We start from the raw sequence: 15687 nt of genomic DNA on the forward strand, positions 1-15687 counted from the left end.
TTGATATTAATCGTGTAATCCACATTCTGTTTTATTTAAACCTTGCCATCTTCCCGAGCGTAAGTCATCCATTGTAAAAGCTGGTTTTGTACAATGGAAACATCCGATGCTTGGGTAACCTTGGTCATGTAAGGGATTGTAAGTTAAGTCATGTTTACTTACATATCTCCAAACATCTTTCCATGACCAATGGATAAGAGGACAGATTTTAACTGATTGGAACTTTTTATCTTGATTCAGGAACTCGGTATTTTTTCTCGTTTCTGATTGATCTCTACGTAAACCCGAAATCCAAGCTTTTGCCCCTGTTAACGTTTCTCGTAAAGGTGTAAGCTTTCGAATTTCACAACATTTATTTGGATTTGTTTTCCATAACTCGTCGCCAAATTGTTTTGCTTGTTCTTCTAAAGTAAGGGCGGGTTTTTTCATTTCGATATTTAATTCAGGATATTTTTCTTTTACTTTTTCAATTGTTTCGTAGGTTTCTTTAAAGTGAACATCTGTATCTAAAAATACGATTTTTGCATCCGGTTTTACTTTCGCAATTAAATCGATTAAGACGATTCCTTCTATGCCAAAGCTACAAGCATAAACAACTTCATCGCCATAATGTTGATAAGCCCATTTTAAAACATTGAGTGCACCTTTATATTCGTCATCTACATCAAACTGAACTAAAGAGTCTTCCCAAGTATCATAAGTAAGCATAATTTTCCCCCTCAAAATAAAATAAAAACGTTTTAATGTACCATCATATGATGGGTTCCATTAAAACGCCTCTAGTTGTCTAGTTAGCATTTTATGACGATTATTTAGCTGATTGTTGAATGATGATTTTAAATCTGGAATGATTTTTCCTCAACTTAAAATCCTTACTTTGTTTTAAAGTATACTATATTACTAGAAATAGTCAATTTTAAATTTATTGAAATCTTTAAAATTTCAATGAATATCAAAACATGTCTGTTTTTACAAACTGTAACAACCATTTTCATTAAAAATCATGCTAAAAGTGCACTTACGGAGATACGTTAGTGAACTTTTTTTCTTAAATCGTTTATACTTTAAAGTGTGTATATCCATAGCTCAATACTGAAAATAATAAAAAGCAAAATAGGGGATAGATATGATAAAAATTGGTCTAACTGGATGGGGCGATCATCCATCTATTTATCGTACGAATTCTACTAAAAACGAAAAATTATTTGATTACAGCGGACATTTTCCGATTGTGGAAGTCGATACTTCCTTTTATGCAATCCCATCGAGACAAAATATTGAAAAATGGCTAAAGGAAACACCCGATTCCTTTCAATTTATTGTGAAAGCTTATCAAGGGATGACAGGCCATTTACGGGAAGAAAATCCGTATGAATCTAGAAACGAAATGTTTGAAGCTTTTAGACAATGTGCAGAGACATTTCAAAATGCTAATAAATTGGCGATGGTTTTAGTGCAATTCCCACCATGGTTTGATTGTTCTACGAAGCATGTACAATATATACGGTATATAAAAGAACAACTTAGCGATTTTCCTGTTGCCATCGAGTTTCGAAATAAAACTTGGTATAGTGCGGAAAGAAAAAACGAAACGATTCGATTTTTAAAAGACAATGGGTTTATACATACCGTTTGTGATGAACCACAGGCAGGAGTCGGTTCTGTCCCATTTGTCCCGGAAGTGACGGCAAAACGTGCATTAGTTAGAATACATGGTCGTAATGTGTTTGGGTGGCGAAATTCCGGTTCAACAGAAAATTGGAGGGAAGTTCGCTTCTTATATGATTATAACGAGGAGGAACTTTCGGATTTAGCAAATAAAATATTGCAATTGGAACAAAAGTGTGAAGAAGTGTTTGTATTATTCAACAATAATTCTGGTCATCATGCAGCAAAGAATGCTAAAACAATACAGCAAATGTTAGATGTTCACTTTGAGGGACTTTCTCCAAAGCAATTAGATTTTTTTGAAGGAGAATTTTAATGGAATATATTTTACTAGGAGTCATTGCTCTATTTGCAGGATTAATTGGATCACTCGTCGGATTAGGTGGAGGCGTCATTTTAATTCCCGCTACATTGTTCGTTGGGATTAATCTTAACTACTTTCCTAACATCACACCCCAAAGTGTCGTTGGTTTGTCTGTTATTATGATGGTATTTATCGGAATATCTTCGACAACTTCTTATATGAAAAATAAGCAAGTTGATTTAAAAAGTGGTTTTATCTTTTTTTTAGGTAGTATTCCAGGTACAATCCTAGGCGCCTGGTTAAATCAAGGATTAGGACTTGATTCCTTTAATATCTTTTTTGGAATCATATTAATTGTTTTATCCTCTTTATTAATAGTAAGGGATAAATTAAAGCCAATTAATTGGTTTTTACAAAATGGTGTGAAACGACACTTTGTAGATAATAACGGACAGGAGTTTGTTTATGGCTACCCTATTTGGTTTGCCCTCCTATTTACTTTTATCGTTGGTTTAATTTCAGGATTATTCGGCATTGGAGGAGGTTCGTTAATTGTTCCTGCAATGGTGCTATTGTTCCGCTTTCCTCCCCATGTAGCTGTGGCAACATCCATGTTTATGGTATTTTTATCATCGTTAGTCAACACGGCAAGTCATATTTATTTAGGGGATATTCCTTGGGAATATACGCTCCCGGTAATTATTTGCGCTTATATCGGTGCGAAAATAGGGGCATTTTTAAATAAAAAATTGGAATCCAAAACGGTCGTATTTATTTTACAAATTGTGATGATGTTTATCGGAATCCGTTCCATATTGGAAGGCTTATTTTAAAGTTCAGGTTAGAACGTTAAACGAAGTACTTTTTTCAGCGCCTTAATTCGGTAGGCCAAATAGGGGAAAGCAAATTTGAAATTATGAGAGATGGTGATCCGTAATGCTTGAGACAATTCATATTTTTCATACGAATGATATACATAGTCATTTTGAATATTGGCGGCGAATGCAGTCGTTCATAAAAAGCCAGCGCATTGAATTTGCCAAATTAGGAGAACCAAGCTTTTTATTCGATATTGGTGATCATCTCGATCGTTCAAATATATATACAGAAGCAACCCTTGGAAAAGGAAATATAAAACTATTAAATGAAGCTGAATATGATGTTGTAACTATCGGTAATAATGAGGGGATTACATTATCCTTTGAAGAATTATATTCACTTTATGATGAAGCGAATTTTGAAGTGGTCGTAGCAAATATTGAGCCAATGGAAGGGGAAAAACCAGAATGGTTGAAATCCTATACGATTTTACAAACAAAGTATGGAACGAAAATTGGGGTTATAGGGGCAACGGCATTATTTGATGCCTTTTATCGAGAATTGAATTGGCAAGTGACAGAGCCAAGAAAAATTTTAGTTCAATTGGCTAATCAGTTAAAAAAAGAGGTTGATATTGTCGTTTGCTTATCCCATCTAGGTGTTACAGAAGATGAACTATTAGCCAATGAATGTCCAAATATCGATGTTATTTTTGGCTCCCATACCCATCATCTATTTGAAAGGGGCAAAGTCGTTAATAACGTGTTATTAACGGGATGTGGGAAGTTTGGCGTATATACTGGTCATTTAACGATACAGTTCGACCATAAAACTCGGAAATTGATTAAAAAAGAAGAAATTGTTATTGAAAATCCGATTCTTCCTGAAACAGAAGAGGAGATGATGTTTCTCTCTAATCTTGCGGAAGAAGGGAAACGGCTTTTAAAGACACCGATCTTTCAAACGACAAGAAGTTACAATAAAGAATGGTTTCACTACTCACAACTATCCCAACTATTTTCAGAAGCAGTACTCGATTTTACCGAAGCAGACTGTACAATGTTCAATGCAGGAATATTCCTCGAAGGCTTAAATAAGGGAATTGTTACAAATTTCGATATTCATAAAATTCTTCCCCATCCGATAAATATATGTGTTATCGAATTAACGGGAAAAGAAATAAAAGAAGTTTATTTACAGGCGCAAAATGAAGAATGGCCATTGCTCGAATTAAAAGGTCTTGGATTTAGAGGTTCTATTTTTGGGAAAATGCTGACCTATGGATTTTCCTTAAATAAGAGCAGAGAACTTTTTATCCAAGGAGAACTAGCTGATCCAAATCGACTATATACCCTTGCTACTTTGGATATGTTTACCTTCGGATACTTCTTCCCAAATTTTAAATATGCGAAAAAGAAATATTATTTACCACTATTTTTACGGGATATATTAATTGAGTATGGAAAGAAACTCTATAATTGACCTTTAATAGGAAGTAAATTCGTTGATGATTGACATAGAATTGAGGTGAATTTTGAATGCGTTTAATATCAATCAATGTCCTAAAAAAGGGTATGGTTATAGGGAGGACCATCTGGAATGAAGCAGGGCTTCCGTTAATACAAAGAAACGTTGTCGTAACGGAGCCTATAATGCATCGATTAAAACAATTAGGAATTCAATATGTGTATATTGAAGATGAAATCTCAAAAGGAATCGAGATTGAGGAAACGGTTCCGCTTTCGGTCAGGAAAAAGTCTGTTAAACAAATAACAGAATCCTTTAACCAATTAAAAGGATTATCGAATAAATCCGCCGCACTTGTTTTAGATAAAAAGTCAAAGGAAATTGGTCAATTAGTTGATAATTTGCTCACCTCGATTTTAAGTAGTAATGAAATTTTAACAGTTCTAACGGATACATTGATCTATGACGAATATATTTACCAACATTCTTTCCAAGTGTCTATCTACTCCCTAGCGATTGCAAAAGAGTTGGGGTATTCACGGAATGATTTAAAAACAATTGGGATTGGTGCATTATTACATGATGTAGGGAAGATGTTAATTCCATCAGAAATTTTGTTCAAACAAAGTCGATTAACAGATGAAGAATTTGAAATTATGAAACAACATACAAAAACCGGATTTGATATTTTGCGTAATATACATACGATTTCGTTACTTGTTGCCCATTGTGCCTTTCAGCATCATGAACGAATTGATGGAAGTGGATATCCTCGCGGTCTAGTGGACTCTGAAATACACCCTTATGCTAAAATCATTGCGGTTGCAGATGTTTTTGATGCGGTAACAACAAACCGTGTTTACCGTAATAAAATGTTACCTTCGCAAGGAATTGCCATCATCGAAGAAGGAAGGGGCACCATATTTGATGAACGGGTTGTCGATGCTTTTAAAAAAAGTGTTGTTCATTATCCAAACGGGACTATCTTATTGTTATCTGATGGTCGTAGAGGGATCGTAGTTGAGCAAAATCCCAAAAATGCAGCGTTACCCTTTTTACGAATTTTTGAAGAAAATCATGAACGAATTAACAATACATATGTCATTCATTTAGCCGATGAGCCAAATGTTAAAATAGAGAAAGTCGAATCCGAATATATTGAGTATGTTGAATAGTTATCTCTTCCTGTTCATAAATTGGAGCAGGAGGAGATTTTTTGATTTCTCGGCAGCCGAAGAGAATGATGTTTTACAAACCGAAGAAAATGAAAAAACGGAAAAAATCAAATAGATTTACTTTGTTCGTCGTTGCTTTTGCCGTTTGCGTTACGTTATTTTTATATATATTAAATAATCGATTAATGCCAACTTATGTTCAATATGCTGAAGTTCAAACGAATAAAATAGCAGCCCATGTTGTGAGTAAGGCGATTAATTCAAGAACTTCAAGTGTACTTGATGTAAATGAAATTATAGAAGACTTACCTTCAGAGTCAGATTATATGGTTACGACAAAATTTAATACGGAAATTATTAACCAAGTTCGTGCAGAAACGACTGCTCTCGTGAAGGAACATTTAGAATTAGCAGAGCAAGGGGATTTATCCCAATTACCTGATTTGGAGAATGTAGAATATGATGTAAGTGAAATTCAAAAGGGAGACGGCATAGTCTTTTTCGTTCCTATTGCCCAAGCACTAAATCTCCCGCTATTAGGAAACTTAGGGCCGAGGGTACCCATTCGGTTTCATATTATCGGAAATGTAAATAGTGATGTGGCGACATCCTTTAAAGAGTTTGGGATAAATAATGCCTTAGTTGAAGTAAATATTCATCTAACCGTTACTGTTCAAATTATTATTCCTTTTGCTAGTCAACAATCAACCGTTCAACAAACGATTCCGGTTGCGATAGGTTTAGTACGTGGCCAAGTTCCTCACATTTATACACAAGGTGGAGATGGAGCACAGCCATCCATTGAGGTACCAGTTCCATATAATTAACACAAAAAAATTATCGCCAAGTAAATTTTAACTTTTTTGAAAGTTAGTTGTATTCATTTGACCTAGTATGTTACATTGTCATCAGTATGTATAATTTTTGTTTTATTTTGATAGGGGCTGAAAAATATGACAAGTAAACCAACTAATGATAAAGAACAAATTTTACGTAAACCTGAATGGCTAAAAATTAAATTAAACACAAATGATGAATATAAAGGTCTAAAAAAGTTAATGCGCGAGAAAAATTTACATACTGTATGTGAAGAAGCGCGCTGTCCAAATATCCATGAATGTTGGGGCGAAAGAAGAACGGCTACTATGATGATACTTGGGGCAGTATGTACTCGAGCATGTCGTTTCTGTGCAGTTAAAACCGGTTTGCCAAATGAACTCGATTTAGCTGAACCAGAACGTGTTGCAGATTCTGTTCAAATTATGAATTTAAAACATGTCGTCATTACAATGGTTGCCCGAGATGATTTGAAAGATGGTGGAGCTGGTGTGCTAGCTGAAACCGTTCGCGCTATTCGCCGTAAGTCACCTCAAACTTCTGTGGAAGTATTACCTTCAGACTTAGGTGGACTAGAGGAAAATTTAAAAATGGTAATGGATGCAAAACCAGATATTTTAAATCATAATATCGAAACGGTTCGACGTTTAACGCCAAGAGTTCGTGCCCGTGCCAAATACGAACGTTCTCTAGAATTTTTAAGAAGAGCAAAGGAAATGCAACCGGACATTCCGACAAAATCTTCGTTAATGATTGGTCTTGGTGAAGAATGGGATGAAATTTTAGAAGTAATGGACGATTTACGTGCGAATGATGTAGACATTATGACGATTGGCCAATATTTACAACCGACGAAAAAACATTTACCTGTAAAAAAATATTATACACCATTAGAATTTGGTAAATTACGCAAAATTGCAATGGAAAAAGGATTTAAGCATTGCCAAGCAGGGCCATTAGTACGTAGTAGTTACCATGCTGATGAGCAAGTAAATGAAGCAACGAAGGCAAGACAGTTACAAGCAGAAATATAAAATTTTTGCCCTTTATCTTACGAAAGAGATAAGCATTAATGGAAAGAAGATGAACCAATATTCTACACTGTAAGCAGTCGATAGTGTAAAATAGGTCCAGATGATTTGTATAGAAAGGGGGAGTTTTGATGATTATAGCAGAAGGATATGCCTATGAAATAGTCGAGAATGTCCGTGATGGATTTCAACAGGATGCCTTTATAGCTAGATACTCAGATATATTAACAAAATATGATTATATCGTTGGTGACTGGGGTTACGGACAGCTTCGTTTAAAAGGCTTTTTTGACGACAAAAACCAAAAAGCAACCTTTGATACGAGAATCAGTACTTTTGAAGATTATTTATTTGAGTATTGTAATTTTGGCTGTGCTTACTTTATTTTAAAGAAAATTGGGAAAGCGCCAAGTCAAGTTGAAGCCATTTCCAAAGTAGAGTCTATAGAAGTGGAACAAACTCCCGAAGAGATAGAACAACAATAATAGAATGCCGTGATGCTAACCTATAGCAACACGGCATTTTTTTATGCTAATAATTCTGTTAAATATTCTCTTAAATCTTCCGCTTCTTCTTCCGATTTATTAAAAACGTGTTCCAAGTAGCCTGGTTCTTCTACATCATCTTGTCCAATAATCGCAAAGCGCCCCATTTGCATGTCTAGTACTAACACTTTTCCGAAAAATCGAGTAGACTGCATAATAGCTAAATCATATCGTAATTTTTTCCCTGTGAAACTAACAAATCTAGTTTTTGTATCTTCTACATCATCATATAAGAAAAATCGCTCCATATTGTATAGTACTCCTTCCAATTCTCTAGAATATGTTACTATAGAAGAGAAAGTACTATCAACCTTTTTAGATTTGAATGGGGGAACCATTATGTATTTTGTAGATCGAAATAAAATAACAATTACGTTAAAACATTTAGATGAGATACTATCAATTTTTGAAAAAGAAGAGAATTGGCTAAAAGATGATATTTCAAAATTAGCTTTACAACGCATTGCCCATAATACTATGGAAGCAATGATGGATGTAGGGAATTATATTATAGATGGATTTATTATGCGTGATCCTGGTAGTTATGAAGACATCATCGATATATTAATCGATGAAAAAGTTGTAACGAGTGAAATGGAAAAGCCTTTAAAAGACGTTGTAGGCTTGAGAAAAATGATCGTAAGGGAATTTATTAACGTGGATAATGAACATGTGTTAAAAGTGCTAACAGATAGTTTAAATGCGATTAAACAATTCTCTCCATTAGTAGCGGCTTACTTAGAAAACGAACTTGGTCCTGTTTCAGCCTTTTTACCGGAGAATGAGGCATGAAAAACTATAAAGCCTATTGTTTCGATTTAGACGGAACAGTGTATCGAGGAAAAAAAGGTATTGATTCAGCAGTTCGTTTTATTCATCAGTTACAACAAGAAAATATCGATTATTTTTTCGTAACGAACAATTCGTCCAAAACAAGGGAGCAACTGCAACAGGCTTTAGCCAATATTGGAATTGATACACCAACTTTTCGCATTTATTCGAGTGCATTAACGACGGCTAAATATGTTGCAGAACATTTTGATAAGGCGACGATTTTTATGGTCGGTTCAGATGGAATTCGTACAGCATTAGAGGCAGAAGGAATACGAATAGTGGACACAGATGAAGCGAGACCAGATGTAGTTGTAATGGGCATTGATCGAACGGTAGACTATATGAAATTAGTAAAAGCTTCCCTCGCTGTTCAAGGTGGAGCAAAATTAATTGGGACGAATGAAGATGTCCGATTCCCTTCTGAACTAGGGTTCCTACCTGGTAACGGTTCCTTTGTCAATTTAGTAGCGAATGTCGCTGCAGTTGAACCGACTTATATTGGAAAACCTTCCCCAGTCATGCTTGAAGTCATCCAGCAAGAGTTTGGATTGGCAAAAGAGGATATGGTCATGGTTGGTGACAATTATGATACAGATATTTTATGTGGTATTCGATTTGGCTGTGATACAATTCATGTCAACACTGGAGTAACTAGTACTTCTATAGTGTTACAGAAGGATCAAAAACCAACCTATTGTGTAGAAAACTTAGATGAAGTAAAAATATAAAGAAATCCGCGTACGTAACAGTGCGCGGATTTCTTTATGGATATACTTTTATTAGAAAAGGGGATTTTCCTCTATATATTGATAAATCTTTTTAGTCAGTTCATCGGGTGTATCGGCTTCTACGATATCCCCATTTACAAGAGCATAAAAAGTTTGGTCACACAAACTACAGTAACTTAAACATCCATATTCAAGGACATCAATATCTGGGTCATTTTCTAATATGTCATAAGTTTCTTGAGCACCTTTTGCTAGATTGCTAATGCAAAACTCTACTAATGGATTCAACTGCATTTTCACCTCACTCTAGTGACATGCTACTCTGTTTTACATGTTTCGTCAAAGAATAAATTTTTGTGAAATTCTTCACAAAAAATTTCTAAAATATATTGTGAAACATCTCACAATAAGATATACTCTTTATGGATAAATTGTGAACGATGGCTTACACAATTACAAAAGAGATATAGGGGAGTATTTTTTTATGAAAAGACTAGTATTACTAGGTGGGGGCTATGGCAATATGCGTATTTTGTTACGCCTATTACCGAACAACTTTCCACAAGATACAAAAATTACATTAGTTGATCGTACACCATTCCATAGTTTGAAAACAGAATTTTATGCTCTTGCAGCTGGAACAACAACGGATAAAAATGTTCGTGTTAACTTCCCAGAAAATGAGAGATTAGAAACGGTATATGGAGAAATTACGAAAATTGATCGAAAGGAAAAAAAGGTTATTTTAGAGGATGGCCAATTTATTCCTTATGATGATTTAGTAATTGGATTAGGTTGTGAAGACGACTATCATGGTGTTCCTGGAGCAGAAGAAAACAGTTATAGTATACAAACAATTGCGAAATCACGTACAACCTTTGAAAAGCTTTGTGGATTACCACCAGGCTCTGTCGTAGGAATTGTAGGTGCAGGTTTAAGTGGAATTGAACTTGCTAGTGAATTACGTGAAAGTCGTTCGGATTTAAAAATTAAATTATTTGACCGTTCCCCACGTATTTTACGAGCTTTCCCAGAAAAGTTAAGTAAGTATGTAAAAGAATGGTTTATAAAAAATAATGTAGAAGTAATTGCAGAATCTAATATTACGAAAGTAGAACCTACTCGTTTATATAATAAAGACGAAGTGATTGAAGTAGATGCTGTCGTTTGGACTGCTGGAGTCCAACCAGTAAAAATCGTTCGTGAGATGGATGCGGAAAAAGATAAAAAAGGTCGTCCGCTCGTTACTCAATATTTCCACTTAGTTGATGATGAACATGTTTTTGTAGTAGGGGATTGTGCATCATCTGATTTACCTGCTAGTGCCCAGCTTGCAGAAGAACAAGGGGAACGAATTGTAAAAGTTTTAAAACATCGTTGGAATAACGAGCCTCTTCCTGAAAAAATGCCCGAAATTAAATTAAAAGGCTTTATGGGCTCTTTAGGTAAAAAACAAGGATTTGTTCATTTAGCGGATACAACAGTTACAGGACGGATTGCCCGCTTAATGAAATCAGGTTTACTTTGGATGTACAAACGTCAGAACGATTCTCAATAAGGGTAAATAATTTTCAATTAAAACAAACATAATAAAAACAAAATCATTATAAAATGATTTTGTTTCAATAAATAAATTTTATTCGGCTGGAACAAAGCCAAGTTTTTCTAATGTTGAAAAGACCGGTTGAATTTGAATATAACCTTCACAGATGACTTCATTATTGATGAGAACAAGTGGGTAGAAAAATTCATCATTTTGAATACGTTCTGCCCATTCTTGATCTCGCGTGCTTTCTAGAGGTTGCTCAATATCGATATAGCGGATTGTAAATGGTTGCTCAGGGAATTTGCGGCTAATGGCAGCTTGTAGCCATTCATATGTATCTTTTGAAGAAGGAGCATTGACACAGCTGGCACAAATGACTTCTGCACCAAAAACTTCGATAACGGGATGATTTTCTGTCATAATTTAACAACCTTTCATAATACGGAATTATGGATTTTTTTGTTTCTTCACATTATAATAATTTTAGTGAAAGGAGTCGAGAAAAATGACAGATTTAGAACAAAAAGAACAAGTACAAGAAGTTTTAGATAAATTACGCCCATTTTTACTACGCGATGGTGGAGACTGTGAATTAGTGGATGTTGAAGATGGTGTTGTACGTTTACGCTTATTAGGCGCATGCGGAAGCTGCCCAAGTTCTACAATTACTTTAAAAGCAGGTATTGAACGTGCTCTATTAGAAGAAGTACCTGGAATCGTTGAAGTTGAACAAGTATTTTAATGAATGAAAAAACTAACGTTTACGAATGTAGACGTTAGTTTTTTTCATTAGTTGGCAGAAGATTGGTCACGACTTTGTTCCCGAGCTGAACGAACAAGTTGCCATTGTTCTTTTGCCATATTTAAAAGTTTAGCTTCACCACTTGCTTGTTGATTTTCGATTACTTTTGAGAAAAAGCGAGTGGCTAAGTCGTAATCTTCTATTCTTCTAGATAACTCCGCTATCATATACAAAATACGGGTATTTGACATTTGAGTACCTACGTAATCTTCATTGGAAAAGGATGTTAAGTATTGATCTCGTGCGATTTTTATAAACCGTTTTTCTTGTTCGAGATTATGTATACTTCGATAAAGCCAAGCAATTCGCAAAGTTAAACCTGCTAACGTGACGGCTTTCTCCTTTTTTAATAGTCCACACATAAAGGCTAGCTTGTACGCTTCCAATGCTTGGGTATTTGTTCTTTCGTTATTAAACGATCGTTTCGTCCATTTATCGGAAATTTGGGCACTAATTTCCTCCTTTACTCCAGGTTGAAAGTATTTTGAAAAATCTTCTGTAAAAGAAAAGCCGCAATGCTCACAAACAAAAACATTGTAGTATAATGCATTAACGGTTGAATCAGAATAAGTAGGACAAAAATCGCTATCAGTATGGTGTACTTTAACAGATTTAGATCGTACTTTAAACGTCGGAAATGATTTTTTGCAACATAAACATTCAACTTTCTTCTCATAGAATGGTGACAATTCCATCGATTGGACCCCTCATCTTTATATAATATATGACTATTATATCTATTTTTGTTTTTAATGTAGTGAATCTAATGGACTATTTATCGGTAAATATGAATGTTCATAATGTTAAATAGAATTGAAAAAGTTTGAGGAAACAAAAAGCACATATCTTTTCTTTTGTTTCTCTCCTTGATATGATTATAACTAGAAGGAAGGTGAATGGGATGACAAGTGAAAAGAAAGTCATTGAGTTAACTGAGGCTGCATCATTTCGTGTGAAGGAAATGCAACAGCACAATGAAGAAGAAGGTTCTTTTTTACGAGTAGCTGTACATGGTGGCGGTTGTAGTGGTCTTTCTTACGGTATGAATTTTGATCACACTCAAAATGACGACGATTATGTAGATGAACAACACGGTTTGAAAATTCTTGTTTCCCGAGAAGATGCACCAATCTTAATGGGAACAAAAATTGACTATAAGCAATCTTTAATGGGTGGTGGCTTCACTATCGACAATCCAAACGCTATCGCATCATGTGGCTGTGGTACTTCATTTAGAACAGCAAAAGTTGAAGGTACACCGGAAGTTTGTGAGTAATAGGCAATACAACATAAAATGGAATTTTTATATAAATCTTCTTGGTAGGTATAGTCCTTCAAGAAGATTTTTTCTATTTATACGGAAAAGAGTATAATAAATGGAAAAGTGTTTTTACTAAAAAAGGGGAATAGGTATGAAAAAGGATAGAGGGAAAGTTTGGCTTGGAGTAGCGGGCGTGGTTATGAATTCAGAAGGAAAATGGCTTGTTGTAAAAAAGAAATATAGCGGGTTAAAAGGGGTATGGTCATTGCCAGCTGGCTTTGTTCAAGCAGGAGAAACGGCGGATCAGGCAGTAGTTCGTGAAGTGAAAGAAGAAACAGGTATAGATTGTGAAGTGACAGGGTTAATCGGTTTTCGGTCTGGAGTGATTCGGGAAGAAATTAGCGATAATATGGCAATTTTCCTTTGTCGCATGGAAGATGAGAATCAGCCGATTCAAATTCAGGAACTAGAACTTTCTGACGTTCAATGGTTAACAGAGGATGAAATTGCTAGAAAAGGAGAGTCTTCCGTTATGTTAGAGGAAATGGCCCATCAGCAACTGGCCAATCATCAACTATATAAAATAGAGGGAGTTAACCCAGGAGATATTTTTCAATATACTGCTTATAAATTATTCTTTCATAAATAGGAAGGCGATTTTGTAAATTTGTTTAAAGTACATATCGTTGTATGCATGTTATAAATGGTACTTTCATATCTTTATGGAAAGTGCTCGAGCTACTTTACATCTAAAAAAATAGAGAGATTCATAAGCCCAGTATACTGTTTTTTACTTAAATATCCGGTAAGGATGGAGGGAAGTTATGAATGCTTTATCCATTGTAATTGGGGCCGTGTGTGTTTTAATTATTGGCTACCGATTATATGGCTATTTCTTTACGAAAAAAGTTCTAAGAATTAATGAAAAGGAACCTACACCAGCTCATGTATACAATGATGGGAAAGACTATGTACCGACAAACAAATGGGTAGCTTTCGGTCATCACTTCGCAGCTATTGCGGCAGCTGGGCCATTAGTAGGGCCCGTATTAGCAGCTCAATTTGGTTATTTACCTGGACTTTTATGGCTTCTTATTGGGGCAGTTATTGGTGGTGCAGTTCATGACGCTGTCGTTTTATTTGCATCTATGCGCCGAAATGGGAAATCGCTTTCAGAAGTAATGAAGGAAGAACTAGGTCCCGTTGCAGGGTTCTGTACCGGTCTTGCTATGTTGTTTATTATTACGATTACAATGGCAGGATTGTCCATGGTTGTGCTCGGTGCATTAGAAAGAAATCCTTGGGGAACTTTTGCTGTTGCTATTACCATTCCGATTGCGATGCTAGTTGGAGTGGCGTATAAGAAAACGGGCAATTTACTTGTTACTTCAGCTATTGGATTTATTTTATTAATTATAGGTGTGTTTGTTGGTCCTTATATACAAGGAACGGCCCTTGGTGATTTTTTAACTTTTGATCGCCAAACGTTAGCGATTATTTTACCTGTCTATGCCTTTTTCGCTGCTGCTTTGCCTGTATGGTTTTTACTAGCACCTAGAGACTATTTAAGTAGCTTTATGAAAATTGGTGTATTCATTGCATTAATCGCTGGAGTATTTTTTGTAAATCCAATCATTCAATTCCCAGCTGTAACAGAATTTGTTCATGGTGGAGGACCAATTGTAGCAGGTCCCGTTTGGCCGTTTGTTTCGATTACAATTGCTTGTGGGGCGATATCCGGGTTCCATGCATTTATCGGTTCCGGTACAACGCCTAAAATGTTAAATCGATGGGAAGACATTCGAGTTGTTGGTTTTGGTGCCATGCTTGTTGAAAGTTTAGTTGGGGTAATGGCGTTAATTGCTGCAACAGCATTACATCCAGGGGACTACTTTGCAATTAATGCTGCACCTGCAGTATATGCTACTTTAGGGATGGAACCGGTTAATTTAGCAACACTATCCCAAAGTATTGGAATGGATTTGGAAGGACGGACTGGTGGGGGCGTTTCACTGGCGGTAGGGATGACCCAAATCTTCACAGGTATTCCATGGTTCAGTAATTTATCTTCCTACTTCTATCAATTTGTCATTATGTTTGAAGCGGTGTTTATTTTAACTGCCATTGATGCGGGAACAAGGGTTGCGCGGTATTTAATTCAAGATTTCGTAGGGGAAGTTGTCAAACCGTTAAAGCGAACAGACTGGCTGCCTGGTGCGATTTTTGCTAGTGCTTTAGCTTGTTTCCTATGGGGATATTTATTGTACTCAGGAGAAATTGGGCCGATTTGGGCACTGTTTGGTGTCTCCAATCAATTAATGGCATCTATTGGTTTAGTAGTAGGAGCTACAGTAATTCTGAAAATGGCAACGAAACGAATTTATGTGTGGACCTGTCTCATTCCATTAATTTATTTATATATTACAGTGAATGTTGCGGGAATATGGATGGTGAAAAATGTTTATTGGAATAGTGCTGCATCAGGCTATTCCGTATTAAATGGCGTGTTATCAATCATCATGCTTATTTTAGGGTTAATCATCGTCGTAACTGCTGTGAAGAAATGGATTCAACTGTGGAATAGTCCTCGTTTTATAAATGGTGGAGTTGTAAAAGCAGGATAGATTAAAAGTGGGTGTCTCAGTTTGTGAGACATCCACTTTTTATATT

At 35.6% G+C, this 15687-nt stretch carries 19 protein-coding genes; 14 read left to right on the top strand and 5 right to left on the bottom strand.

Annotated elements, in window-relative coordinates; all coding sequences use genetic code 11:
* Nucleotides 1-6: 6 nt before the first annotated feature.
* Nucleotides 7-708, bottom strand: coding sequence for a phosphoadenylyl-sulfate reductase (locus EC501_RS10060; RefSeq protein ID WP_122972163.1), 702 nt, complete (start codon nt 706-708; stop codon nt 7-9).
* 418 nt (nt 709-1126) lie between these two features.
* Here EC501_RS10060 and EC501_RS10065 point away from each other — a divergent pair, with 418 nt between their 5' ends.
* From EC501_RS10065 to EC501_RS10095, 7 genes are all read left to right on the top strand, one after another.
* Nucleotides 1127-1984, top strand: a complete 858-nt coding sequence (locus EC501_RS10065) for a DUF72 domain-containing protein (protein WP_122972164.1) — start codon at nt 1127-1129, stop codon at nt 1982-1984.
* Complete coding sequence (locus EC501_RS10070) at nt 1984-2805, top strand: sulfite exporter TauE/SafE family protein (protein ID WP_122972165.1); 822 nt, start codon at nt 1984-1986, stop codon at nt 2803-2805. The genes EC501_RS10065 and EC501_RS10070 overlap by 1 nt, the downstream gene beginning before the upstream one ends.
* A 103-nt stretch (nt 2806-2908) precedes the next feature.
* Nucleotides 2909-4273 carry a bifunctional metallophosphatase/5'-nucleotidase gene (locus EC501_RS10075; RefSeq protein WP_122972166.1) on the top strand — a complete coding sequence of 455 codons (1365 nt, stop codon included), beginning with the start codon at nt 2909-2911 and terminating at the stop codon, nt 4271-4273.
* A 56-nt stretch (nt 4274-4329) separates the two neighbouring features.
* Complete coding sequence (locus EC501_RS10080) at nt 4330-5433, top strand: HD-GYP domain-containing protein (RefSeq protein ID WP_122972167.1); 1104 nt, start codon at nt 4330-4332, stop codon at nt 5431-5433.
* Between the two features lie 89 nt (nt 5434-5522).
* A complete protein-coding gene (gene yunB, locus EC501_RS10085; RefSeq protein WP_406928197.1) occupies nt 5523-6260 on the top strand; it encodes a sporulation protein YunB in 738 nt (245 codons plus the stop codon).
* 126 nt (nt 6261-6386) lie between these two features.
* Complete coding sequence (gene lipA / locus EC501_RS10090; protein ID WP_122972168.1) at nt 6387-7304, top strand: lipoyl synthase; 918 nt, start codon at nt 6387-6389, stop codon at nt 7302-7304.
* Nucleotides 7305-7432: 128 nt separating this feature from the next.
* On the top strand, nt 7433-7786 hold the full coding sequence (locus EC501_RS10095) for a YutD family protein (protein ID WP_122972169.1): 354 nt from the start codon (nt 7433-7435) through the stop codon (nt 7784-7786).
* A gap of 41 nt (nt 7787-7827) precedes the next feature.
* Here the strand turns inward: EC501_RS10095 and EC501_RS10100 are convergent, their stop codons facing one another.
* Nucleotides 7828-8094 carry a DUF3055 domain-containing protein gene (locus EC501_RS10100; protein WP_122972170.1) on the bottom strand — a complete coding sequence of 89 codons (267 nt, stop codon included), beginning with the start codon at nt 8092-8094 and terminating at the stop codon, nt 7828-7830.
* 91 nt (nt 8095-8185) lie between these two features.
* Here EC501_RS10100 and EC501_RS10105 point away from each other — a divergent pair, with 91 nt between their 5' ends.
* Nucleotides 8186-8638: a DUF86 domain-containing protein gene (locus tag EC501_RS10105; RefSeq protein ID WP_122972171.1), complete on the top strand. Its 453-nt coding sequence runs from the start codon at nt 8186-8188 to the stop codon at nt 8636-8638.
* Nucleotides 8635-9408 (top strand): TIGR01457 family HAD-type hydrolase, encoded by a 774-nt coding sequence (locus EC501_RS10110; RefSeq protein WP_122972172.1) that lies wholly within the window; start codon nt 8635-8637, stop codon nt 9406-9408. The genes EC501_RS10105 and EC501_RS10110 overlap by 4 nt, the downstream gene beginning before the upstream one ends.
* A gap of 51 nt (nt 9409-9459) precedes the next feature.
* Here EC501_RS10110 and EC501_RS10115 read toward each other — a convergent pair whose 3' ends face one another.
* Nucleotides 9460-9696 (bottom strand): YuzB family protein, encoded by a 237-nt coding sequence (locus tag EC501_RS10115; protein ID WP_122972173.1) that lies wholly within the window; start codon nt 9694-9696, stop codon nt 9460-9462.
* A gap of 196 nt (nt 9697-9892) precedes the next feature.
* Here EC501_RS10115 and EC501_RS10120 point away from each other — a divergent pair, with 196 nt between their 5' ends.
* Nucleotides 9893-10966 (top strand): NAD(P)/FAD-dependent oxidoreductase, encoded by a 1074-nt coding sequence (locus EC501_RS10120; protein WP_122972174.1) that lies wholly within the window; start codon nt 9893-9895, stop codon nt 10964-10966.
* Nucleotides 10967-11044: 78 nt separating this feature from the next.
* Here the strand turns inward: EC501_RS10120 and EC501_RS10125 are convergent, their stop codons facing one another.
* Entirely contained in the window at nt 11045-11374 is a 330-nt protein-coding gene (locus EC501_RS10125; RefSeq protein ID WP_122972175.1) for a YuzD family protein, read from the bottom strand.
* Between the two features lie 85 nt (nt 11375-11459).
* Here EC501_RS10125 and EC501_RS10130 point away from each other — a divergent pair, with 85 nt between their 5' ends.
* Nucleotides 11460-11696 (top strand): NifU family protein, encoded by a 237-nt coding sequence (locus EC501_RS10130; protein ID WP_122972176.1) that lies wholly within the window; start codon nt 11460-11462, stop codon nt 11694-11696.
* Nucleotides 11697-11743: 47 nt separating this feature from the next.
* Here EC501_RS10130 and EC501_RS10135 read toward each other — a convergent pair whose 3' ends face one another.
* On the bottom strand, nt 11744-12451 hold the full coding sequence (locus EC501_RS10135) for a DUF2225 domain-containing protein (protein WP_122972177.1): 708 nt from the start codon (nt 12449-12451) through the stop codon (nt 11744-11746).
* A 206-nt stretch (nt 12452-12657) separates the two neighbouring features.
* Here EC501_RS10135 and EC501_RS10140 point away from each other — a divergent pair, with 206 nt between their 5' ends.
* From EC501_RS10140 to EC501_RS10150, 3 genes are all read left to right on the top strand, one after another.
* Nucleotides 12658-13032: a HesB/IscA family protein gene (locus tag EC501_RS10140; protein WP_122972178.1), complete on the top strand. Its 375-nt coding sequence runs from the start codon at nt 12658-12660 to the stop codon at nt 13030-13032.
* Nucleotides 13033-13168: 136 nt separating this feature from the next.
* Nucleotides 13169-13666 (top strand): NUDIX hydrolase, encoded by a 498-nt coding sequence (locus EC501_RS10145; RefSeq protein ID WP_122972179.1) that lies wholly within the window; start codon nt 13169-13171, stop codon nt 13664-13666.
* A 175-nt stretch (nt 13667-13841) separates the two neighbouring features.
* Nucleotides 13842-15641: a carbon starvation CstA family protein gene (locus EC501_RS10150; protein WP_122972180.1), complete on the top strand. Its 1800-nt coding sequence runs from the start codon at nt 13842-13844 to the stop codon at nt 15639-15641.
* Nucleotides 15642-15687 lie beyond the last annotated feature (46 nt).

This window comes from Lysinibacillus halotolerans, assembly GCF_003711845.1.
Classification (GTDB): Bacteria; Bacillota; Bacilli; order Bacillales_A; family Planococcaceae; genus Ureibacillus; species Ureibacillus halotolerans.

Bases quoted from the DNA above. Each gene is read 5' to 3' on its own strand.
- EC501_RS10060 (WP_122972163.1), bottom strand. From the start codon at position 708: ATGCTTACTTATGATACTTGGGAAGACTCTTTAGTTCAGTTTGATGTA.
- EC501_RS10065 (WP_122972164.1), top strand. From the start codon at position 1,127: ATGATAAAAATTGGTCTAACTGGATGGGGCGATCATCCATCTATTTAT.
- EC501_RS10070 (WP_122972165.1), top strand. From the start codon at position 1,984: ATGGAATATATTTTACTAGGAGTCATTGCTCTATTTGCAGGATTAATT.
- EC501_RS10075 (WP_122972166.1), top strand. From the start codon at position 2,909: ATGCTTGAGACAATTCATATTTTTCATACGAATGATATACATAGTCAT.
- EC501_RS10080 (WP_122972167.1), top strand. From the start codon at position 4,330: ATGCGTTTAATATCAATCAATGTCCTAAAAAAGGGTATGGTTATAGGG.
- yunB (WP_406928197.1), top strand. From the start codon at position 5,523: ATGAAAAAACGGAAAAAATCAAATAGATTTACTTTGTTCGTCGTTGCT.
- lipA (WP_122972168.1), top strand. From the start codon at position 6,387: ATGACAAGTAAACCAACTAATGATAAAGAACAAATTTTACGTAAACCT.
- EC501_RS10095 (WP_122972169.1), top strand. From the start codon at position 7,433: ATGATTATAGCAGAAGGATATGCCTATGAAATAGTCGAGAATGTCCGT.
- EC501_RS10100 (WP_122972170.1), bottom strand. From the start codon at position 8,094: ATGGAGCGATTTTTCTTATATGATGATGTAGAAGATACAAAAACTAGA.
- EC501_RS10105 (WP_122972171.1), top strand. From the start codon at position 8,186: ATGTATTTTGTAGATCGAAATAAAATAACAATTACGTTAAAACATTTA.
- EC501_RS10110 (WP_122972172.1), top strand. From the start codon at position 8,635: ATGAAAAACTATAAAGCCTATTGTTTCGATTTAGACGGAACAGTGTAT.
- EC501_RS10120 (WP_122972174.1), top strand. From the start codon at position 9,893: ATGAAAAGACTAGTATTACTAGGTGGGGGCTATGGCAATATGCGTATT.
- EC501_RS10125 (WP_122972175.1), bottom strand. From the start codon at position 11,374: ATGACAGAAAATCATCCCGTTATCGAAGTTTTTGGTGCAGAAGTCATT.
- EC501_RS10130 (WP_122972176.1), top strand. From the start codon at position 11,460: ATGACAGATTTAGAACAAAAAGAACAAGTACAAGAAGTTTTAGATAAA.
- EC501_RS10135 (WP_122972177.1), bottom strand. From the start codon at position 12,451: ATGGAATTGTCACCATTCTATGAGAAGAAAGTTGAATGTTTATGTTGC.
- EC501_RS10140 (WP_122972178.1), top strand. From the start codon at position 12,658: ATGACAAGTGAAAAGAAAGTCATTGAGTTAACTGAGGCTGCATCATTT.
- EC501_RS10145 (WP_122972179.1), top strand. From the start codon at position 13,169: ATGAAAAAGGATAGAGGGAAAGTTTGGCTTGGAGTAGCGGGCGTGGTT.
- EC501_RS10150 (WP_122972180.1), top strand. From the start codon at position 13,842: ATGAATGCTTTATCCATTGTAATTGGGGCCGTGTGTGTTTTAATTATT.